Genomic DNA, 6,865 nt, shown 5'->3' on the forward strand with positions numbered 1-6,865 from the left:
GGGGATTATTTCTCGCTTTGGATCGCGTCGACCAGGAAATCCACAATACGGTCGCGTTTGATCATCTGTTTTTCACCGGCACGACGCGCTTTATATTCGATCTCGTCGTTATCTAGGTTGCGATCGCCCAGCACGATGGTATGCGGGATCCCGATCAGTTCCATATCGGCAAACATCACGCCCGGACGCTCTTTACGATCGTCAAGCAGTACCTCGATACCCTTCGCACGCAGCGTGGCGTACAGCTCTTCCGCCAACTCTTTCACGCGGAAAGATTTATGCATGTTCATCGGCAGGATCGCGACCTGGAACGGTGCCAGCGCCGCAGGCCAGATAACGCCGCGATCGTCATGGTTCTGCTCAATTGCCGCTGCCACTATGCGGGTGATACCAATACCGTAGCAGCCCATGGTCAGCGTCTGGTTACGGCCATCTTCGCCCTGCACCGCAGCCTTCATCGCTTCCGAATATTTGGTGCCCAGCTGGAAGATATGACCCACTTCGATGCCGCGCTTGATCAGCAGCGTACCTTTGCCGTCCGGGCTGGGATCGCCTTCCACTACCTTGCGCAGATCGGCAACCTGCAGCGGCTCGGCCAGATCGCGGCCCCAGTTGATCCCGATAAAGTGCTTGCCGTCGATATTCGCGCCCGCGCTGAAGTCGCTCATTTTGGCAACGGTGCGATCGGCAATTACCGGCAATGTCAGGCCAACCGGACCCAGTGAACCCGGACCGGCACCAACTGCGGCACGGATCTCTTCTTCAGTAGCAAACACCAGCGGCGCAGCCACGATATCCACTTTTTCCGCTTTGATTTCGTTCAGTTCATGATCGCCACGCACCAGCAGCGCAACCAGCTGGTGGCCACTCTCTTCGCTGGCTTTAACTATCAGCGTCTTGACTGTTTTTTCAACGGGCAGATTAAACTGCGCAACCAGTTCGGCGATAGTTTTTGCATCAGGCGTATCAATCTGTTCTAACGACTGCGCAGGGGCAGGGCGCTCACCGGCTGGCGCAACGGCTTCCGCCAGCTCAATATTCGCCGCGTAATCCGATTCGGTTGAGAAGACGATGTCATCTTCACCGCTCTGCGCCAGCACCTGGAATTCGTGCGATGCGCTGCCGCCGATAGATCCGGTATCTGCCTGTACCGCGCGGAAATCCAGCCCCATACGGCTGAAGATCTGACCGTAGGCGCGATACATCGCCTCGTAGGTTTCCTGCAGCGATTCCTGAGAGGTATGGAAGGAGTAAGCATCCTTCATGATAAATTCACGTGAGCGCATTACGCCAAAACGCGGGCGCACTTCATCACGGAATTTGGTCTGGATCTGGAACAGATTCAGCGGCAGCTGCTTGTAAGAGCTTAGCTCGTTGCGAATCAGGTCGGTGATCACCTCTTCGTGCGTTGGGCCCAGCACAAACGGGCGATCGCCACGATCCACCAAACGCAACAGCTCAGGACCGTACTGCTCCCAACGTCCGCTCTCCTGCCACAGGTCGGCTGGCTGTACTACCGGCATAGAGATTTCAATCGCACCGGCGTTAGTCATCTCTTCGCGCACGATGTTTTCAACTTTTTTTAGTACGCGTAAGCCCGTCGGCAGCCAGGTATAGAGGCCTGAGGCCAGTTTACGAATCATCCCGGCACGCAGCATCAACTGATGGCTGATCACTTCGGCATCGGACGGCGTCTCTTTAAGCGTGGAGAGCAGATATTGAGTAGTACGCATCTGTAAGATTCCAGTTTGGGCGGAAAATAGTCAAAGATTGACCTGAAAATAGTGGCGGTTAGTGTACCAGCGAGTGATGCACCTCAAAAGAGAGCGAGAACAAATTAGCGCGGATCGAGCGCCAGCACCTCGGTGCCTTCAGCGGTTACGTGCCAGCGCACGTTGAAATCAAGCAGCCAGACGGCATATTCACGCTCTGGCTCTTCGCCTTTGCGATAGGCCGGACGCGGATCCTGTGCCAGCACCTGGCTAATAAAACGCGCCAGCTGAGGATAACGCTGTTGGTTATCATGCAACTGCTGTTGCGCGCGCTCTGAAAAGCGCACCGGCATCTCTGCTGAAGGGGCATTTTGGGCAAAACCGGCGCGCGCAGCCGGAATCGCTTCGGCAAAAGGCAGATAGGGTTTGATATCAACAACTGGCGTGCCATCAACCAAATCAAGGCTGCCCAGCTCAAGGATCACCTGGCTTTTCTGGCAGCGTACGCCTTTCAGCTCAACCAGCGACATGCCAACCGGATTGGGCCGGAAGGTTGAGCGGGTGGCAAATACGCCCATGCGCGTATTACCACCCAGGCGCGGAGGGCGTACCGTTGGACGCCAGCCGCCTTCCATGGTTTGATGAAAAACAAACAGCAGCCACAGATGACTGAACGCTTCCAGGCCGCGCACCGCTTCCGGTTGATTATAGGGAGGAAGCAAATGCAATTCGCCGCCGCCATCTTCAATCAGGCCCGGCTGCCGTGGTACCGCGAACTTCTCTTTCCACGGTGATTTAATCACGCCAATCTGCGCGAAAGAAAACTGACTCATTTACCGGTTACTTTTAGCGCCGTGCCCTGGCAGATCGCCTGGCGATAGCAGCCTTTGCTTTCATTAACGATTTCACATTTATGTAACAGTACCGCGTTAGCTTTCATATAAGATGCGCGGATCTGCATACGTTTACGTGCGGTATTAATGTTTGGCGGCGAGTCCTGGCGGCTGGTCTGGCAATCATCGCCCGATACCTCGCCTAAATCCCGGAAAGGATTACTTAGCAGCTCAGTTGTATCGGTATAGAGCTTCACCGGCGCAGGGCGCACTGCTGGACGAGCATGCGTTTCCGTGATGGTTGGCCGGGCTTCGGGCGCGGTAATGGGCTTATAAGGCTTATGTAGCAAAGAGCAACCTGTCAGCGAAAGCGCCAACAAACAAAGCGGTAACGCGCGCATCGAATTATCCTCATTTCTAAAAATTGGCGTTATTGAAACAAGCAATCAGTTAAATGACAAGTTGCGATAACATTTGATTAAACGTTAAAAAGGCGGCCCGGCTGATTTGACCGCAAGCATAAAGCTTATAACCGGTAAATCAGCGGGCCGCCTGATCGAGATGGGTAACGCAATGTTAAGGGCAGATGATTAACTAAAAATCCTGAGCCTGAGCCGTATTACCAGCCTTTAACCGCACCGCCATTGAAGATTTTATTCGCCGCTTCTGCGACAGTGTCAGACTGATATGCCTGAACAAACTTCTTCACATTTTCTGCATCTTTATTGTCTTCACGCGCAACAATAATGTTCACGTAAGGAGAATCTTTATCTTCCACAAAGATGCCGTCTTTGGTTGGCGTCAGGCCAATCTGGCTGGCATAGGTGGTATTAATCACTGCCAGCGCGATCTGATCGTCATCCAGCGAGCGCGGCAGCTGCGGCGCTTCCAGCTCAACAATCTTCAGCTTTTTCGGGTTTTCGATAATATCCAGAGAGGTCGGCTGCAGGCCTACACCCTCTTTTAACTTAACCAGACCCACTTTTTGCAGCAGCAGCAGTGAACGGCCAAGGTTAGTAGGATCGTTCGGAATGGCAACCTGCGCGCCTTCCTGCAGCTCATCCAGTGATTTAATCTTTTTCGAGTAACCTGCGATTGGATAAACAAAAGTGTGGCCTACGGTTACCAGTTTATAGCCACGATCCTTGATTTGCGCGTCAAGGTAGGGCTGATGCTGGAAGGCGTTAACATCAATATCGCCCTTGCTTAATGCTTCGTTAGGCAGCACGTAATCATTAAAGGTGACCAGCTCAACGTCCAGACCATATTTATCTTTCGCCACTTTCTGCGCGACTTCAGCAACCTGCTGTTCGGCACCAACAATAACACCAACTTTAACATGGTTAGGATCTTTCTCTTCCTGACCACATCCTGCCAGCGCCATAGCACCGAGCAGCGCTCCCACAGCGGCAATCTTTTTCAACGTGAAAGACATATCCTTTCCTTAATAGAGAGTATTGAGGTGACTTATTTATGTGTGACAGCACGAACGATGCGGTCGCCACAGAATTGTATGAGATAAACCAGGACCACCAGTAATACCAGAACGGTATTCATTACTGTGGCGTTATAACCGATATAGCCGTACTGATAACCAATCTGCCCTAAGCCGCCAGCGCCTACGGCACCGCCCATCGCAGAATAGCCGACCAGCGTAATCAATGTAATAGTGGCCGCATTTACCAACCCCGGCAAGGCTTCCGGCAGCAGAACCTTACGAATAATCTGCATCGGCGTTGCGCCCATGGCACGGGAAGCTTCAATCAGGCCGGTAGGCAGCTCCAGTAGAGCGTTTTCAACCATACGCGCAATAAAAGGCGCAGCGCCAACGGTCAACGGAACGATAGCGGCCTGTAGCCCAATTGAGGTGCCAACAATGGCGCGGGTAAAAGGGATCATCCAGACCAGCAGGATAATAAAAGGAATCGAACGGAAAATATTGACCAGCGCGGATAAGACCCGATACAGGTTATTATTGGCCATGATCTGACCCGGGCGGGTGATATAAAGCAGAACGCCAACCGGCAGACCCAGCACAAAGCCAAAAAAGCCAGAGACAAAGGTCATCATCAGCGTTTCCCAAACGCCGCGACCCAGTAACCACATCATTGCCTCAGACATACCCTAATACCTCTACTTTTACATGATGCTGTTGTAAATAAGCAATTGCGCCTTCGGTCTCCTGCTCGCTGCCGTGCATTTCCGTCAGCATGATGCCGAACTTCACGCCGCCAGCGTAATCCATTTGGGCGCTGATAATATTGTTGTTAACGTTAAAGCGGCGTGCGGTTTCCGACAGCAGCGGCGCATCAACCGACTGACCGGTAAATTCCAGCCGCAGAAGAGGCACGCTGTCAGCAGTTGACTGCGCCTGTAAACGCTGCTGATAGTCCTCAGGAATATCAAGATGCAGCGTGGACTGAATAAATTGCTGAGCCAGCGGCGTTTTCGGATGAGAGAAAACTTCGCTGACGCTGTCTTTTTCAATCAGCTGACCATTACTGATGACCGCAACCTGATCGCAAATGCGTTTTACCACATCCATCTCATGCGTAATCAAGAGAATGGTAATGCCAAGACGGCGATTAATATCTTTTAAGAGTTCAAGAATGGCTCGGGTGGTGGCCGGATCAAGCGCGCTGGTGGCTTCATCACACAGCAGTACTTTCGGGCTGCTTGCCAGCGCACGCGCAATAGCAACGCGCTGTTTCTGACCTCCGGAAAGGTTAGCAGGCCAGGCGTCATGCTTATCGGCAAGGCCGACCAGATCGAGCAGCTCCGTCACGCGAGCTTTGATCGTTGCGCGTGGCATGTTATCCAGCTCAAGCGGCAACGCCACGTTGCCAAAAACGGTGCGCGAGTTCAGCAGATTAAAATGCTGGAAAATCATGCCGATTTGACGGCGGGCCAGCGTAAGCTCGCTTTCTGACAGCGAGGTGAGTTCCTGTCCATCAACCAGAACGCTGCCGGACGTAGGGCGCTCAAGCAGGTTAACGCAGCGAATAAGCGTACTTTTACCCGCGCCTGATGAGCCAATAACGCCATAAATTTGTCCTGCGGGCACGTGTAGGCTAACGTCTGACAACGCAGTGATGGTGCGCGCGCCCTGCTGAAAGACTTTAGTAATATTGGAAAGTTTTATCATTGAGTTATTAGTTATCTGTTGCGGTGAAGTTGTCCGTGGTGTTTTTTCTTTTGTCTTACTAACGCGACAAAATTTGAAACGGATGGTAAGGCATCCAGACGTCTAAATCAATCAGAGAGATTCAATCTGCCATTCTCTCTTTTATTGCAATCATGCGATACTGAGCGACAAATCAGGCAGCAGGAGTTACTACGTGACGGCTAAAGTCCCGGCGATATTTCTTGATCGCGATGGCACAGTAAATGTGGATCATGGCTATGTCCATGAGATTGATGCTTTTCAGTTTATTGATGGCGCCATTGAGGCGATGCAGGAACTGAAGAAAATGGGGTACGCGCTGGTGCTGGTGACTAACCAGTCCGGTATCGCGCGCGGAATGTTTAGTGAAGACCAGTTTATGCAGCTCACGGAGTGGATGGACTGGTCGCTGGCAGACAGAGAGGTGGATTTGGATGGCATCTATTATTGTCCACACCATCCTGAGGCTGCGGTAGAAAGCTATCGCCAACAATGCGACTGCCGTAAACCACAACCCGGTATGCTGCTTAGCGCAATGAAAGAGCTGAATATCGATATGGCTGCTTCTTATATGGTTGGCGATAAAATCGATGATGTTCAGGCAGGCAAAGCAGCAGGCGTGGGCACAACAGTATTAGTACGCAGCGGTAAACCGGTTATTGCGGAAGGCGAGAAATTGGCCGACTGGGTAATAGATAGCCTTGCAGAGCTACCGAAACGCATAAAACAGGGTTAAAAATGGGCGTTCTGCGCGAAATTTCAGCGAACAGCAAAAAAAGTTGAAATTAGCACTTGTCAGGGGTCGAGAACTCCCTATAATGCGCCTCCATCGACACGGCACAACGGCTTACGCCACGCGGTGTTGAGCGGTTCAGTAAGATGAATCGCCGGAGAAAAACTTCTGAAAAAGAGGTTGACTCTGAAAGAGGAAGGCGTAATATACGCCACCTCGCGACAACGGTATCAGGTACCGGTCGCACCGCTCTTTAACAATTTATCAGACAATCTGTGTGGGCACTCACGGACGGGATATCGCAAAAACTATTGCAGTATCAAGTCTCAGAGTGAACACGTAATTCATTACGACGTTTTTCTTTGAGCATCAGACTTTTAAATTGAAGAGTTTGATCATGGCTCAGATTGAACGCTGGCGGCAG

The 6,865-nt window shown here is 51.9% G+C and carries 7 protein-coding genes; 1 reads left to right on the forward strand and 6 read right to left on the reverse strand.

The features are described 5' to 3' along the window. Window positions 1–5: 5 nt before the first annotated feature. From proS to metN, 6 genes are all read right to left on the reverse strand, one after another. Window positions 6–1,733 carry a proline--tRNA ligase gene (gene proS, locus ACQE3Z_RS16005; RefSeq protein WP_426974547.1) on the reverse strand — a complete coding sequence of 576 codons (1,728 nt, stop codon included), beginning with the start codon at window positions 1,731–1,733 and terminating at the stop codon, window positions 6–8. 104 nt (window positions 1,734–1,837) lie between these two features. Beyond that, on the reverse strand, window positions 1,838–2,545 hold the full coding sequence (gene tsaA, locus ACQE3Z_RS16010) for a tRNA (N6-threonylcarbamoyladenosine(37)-N6)-methyltransferase TrmO (protein WP_426974548.1): 708 nt from the start codon (window positions 2,543–2,545) through the stop codon (window positions 1,838–1,840). Next, the gene (gene rcsF, locus ACQE3Z_RS16015; RefSeq protein WP_426974549.1) at window positions 2,542–2,946 is read right to left on the reverse strand and encodes an Rcs stress response system protein RcsF; all 405 of its coding nucleotides are present in this window, start codon (window positions 2,944–2,946) and stop codon (window positions 2,542–2,544) included. The genes tsaA and rcsF overlap by 4 nt, the downstream gene beginning before the upstream one ends. 218 nt (window positions 2,947–3,164) lie before the next feature. Continuing rightward, on the reverse strand, window positions 3,165–3,980 hold the full coding sequence (locus ACQE3Z_RS16020) for a MetQ/NlpA family lipoprotein (protein ID WP_426974550.1): 816 nt from the start codon (window positions 3,978–3,980) through the stop codon (window positions 3,165–3,167). 32 nt (window positions 3,981–4,012) lie between these two features. Beyond that, window positions 4,013–4,666, reverse strand: a complete 654-nt coding sequence (locus ACQE3Z_RS16025) for a methionine ABC transporter permease MetI (RefSeq protein ID WP_085067893.1) — start codon at window positions 4,664–4,666, stop codon at window positions 4,013–4,015. After that, window positions 4,659–5,690 (reverse strand): methionine ABC transporter ATP-binding protein MetN, encoded by a 1,032-nt coding sequence (gene metN / locus ACQE3Z_RS16030; protein WP_250651904.1) that lies wholly within the window; start codon window positions 5,688–5,690, stop codon window positions 4,659–4,661. The genes ACQE3Z_RS16025 and metN overlap by 8 nt, the downstream gene beginning before the upstream one ends. A 193-nt stretch (window positions 5,691–5,883) precedes the next feature. Between metN and gmhB the strand changes: the two genes are divergently transcribed. Next, complete coding sequence (gmhB, locus tag ACQE3Z_RS16035) at window positions 5,884–6,444, forward strand: D-glycero-beta-D-manno-heptose 1,7-bisphosphate 7-phosphatase (protein WP_426974551.1); 561 nt, start codon at window positions 5,884–5,886, stop codon at window positions 6,442–6,444. Window positions 6,445–6,865: the final 421 nt, after the last annotated feature.

This window comes from Pantoea sp. FN0307 (assembly GCF_050113815.1).
GTDB lineage: Bacteria > Pseudomonadota > Gammaproteobacteria > Enterobacterales > Enterobacteriaceae > Mixta > Mixta alhagi.

Excerpts from the sequence above, each read along its gene's own strand:
- proS (WP_426974547.1), bottom strand. The coding sequence starts at position 1,733 with ATGCGTACTACTCAATATCTGCTCTCCACGCTTAAAGAGACGCCGTCC.
- tsaA (WP_426974548.1), bottom strand. The coding sequence starts at position 2,545 with ATGAGTCAGTTTTCTTTCGCGCAGATTGGCGTGATTAAATCACCGTGG.
- rcsF (WP_426974549.1), bottom strand. The coding sequence starts at position 2,946 with ATGCGCGCGTTACCGCTTTGTTTGTTGGCGCTTTCGCTGACAGGTTGC.
- ACQE3Z_RS16020 (WP_426974550.1), bottom strand. The coding sequence starts at position 3,980 with ATGTCTTTCACGTTGAAAAAGATTGCCGCTGTGGGAGCGCTGCTCGGT.
- ACQE3Z_RS16025 (WP_085067893.1), bottom strand. The coding sequence starts at position 4,666 with ATGTCTGAGGCAATGATGTGGTTACTGGGTCGCGGCGTTTGGGAAACG.
- metN (WP_250651904.1), bottom strand. The coding sequence starts at position 5,690 with ATGATAAAACTTTCCAATATTACTAAAGTCTTTCAGCAGGGCGCGCGC.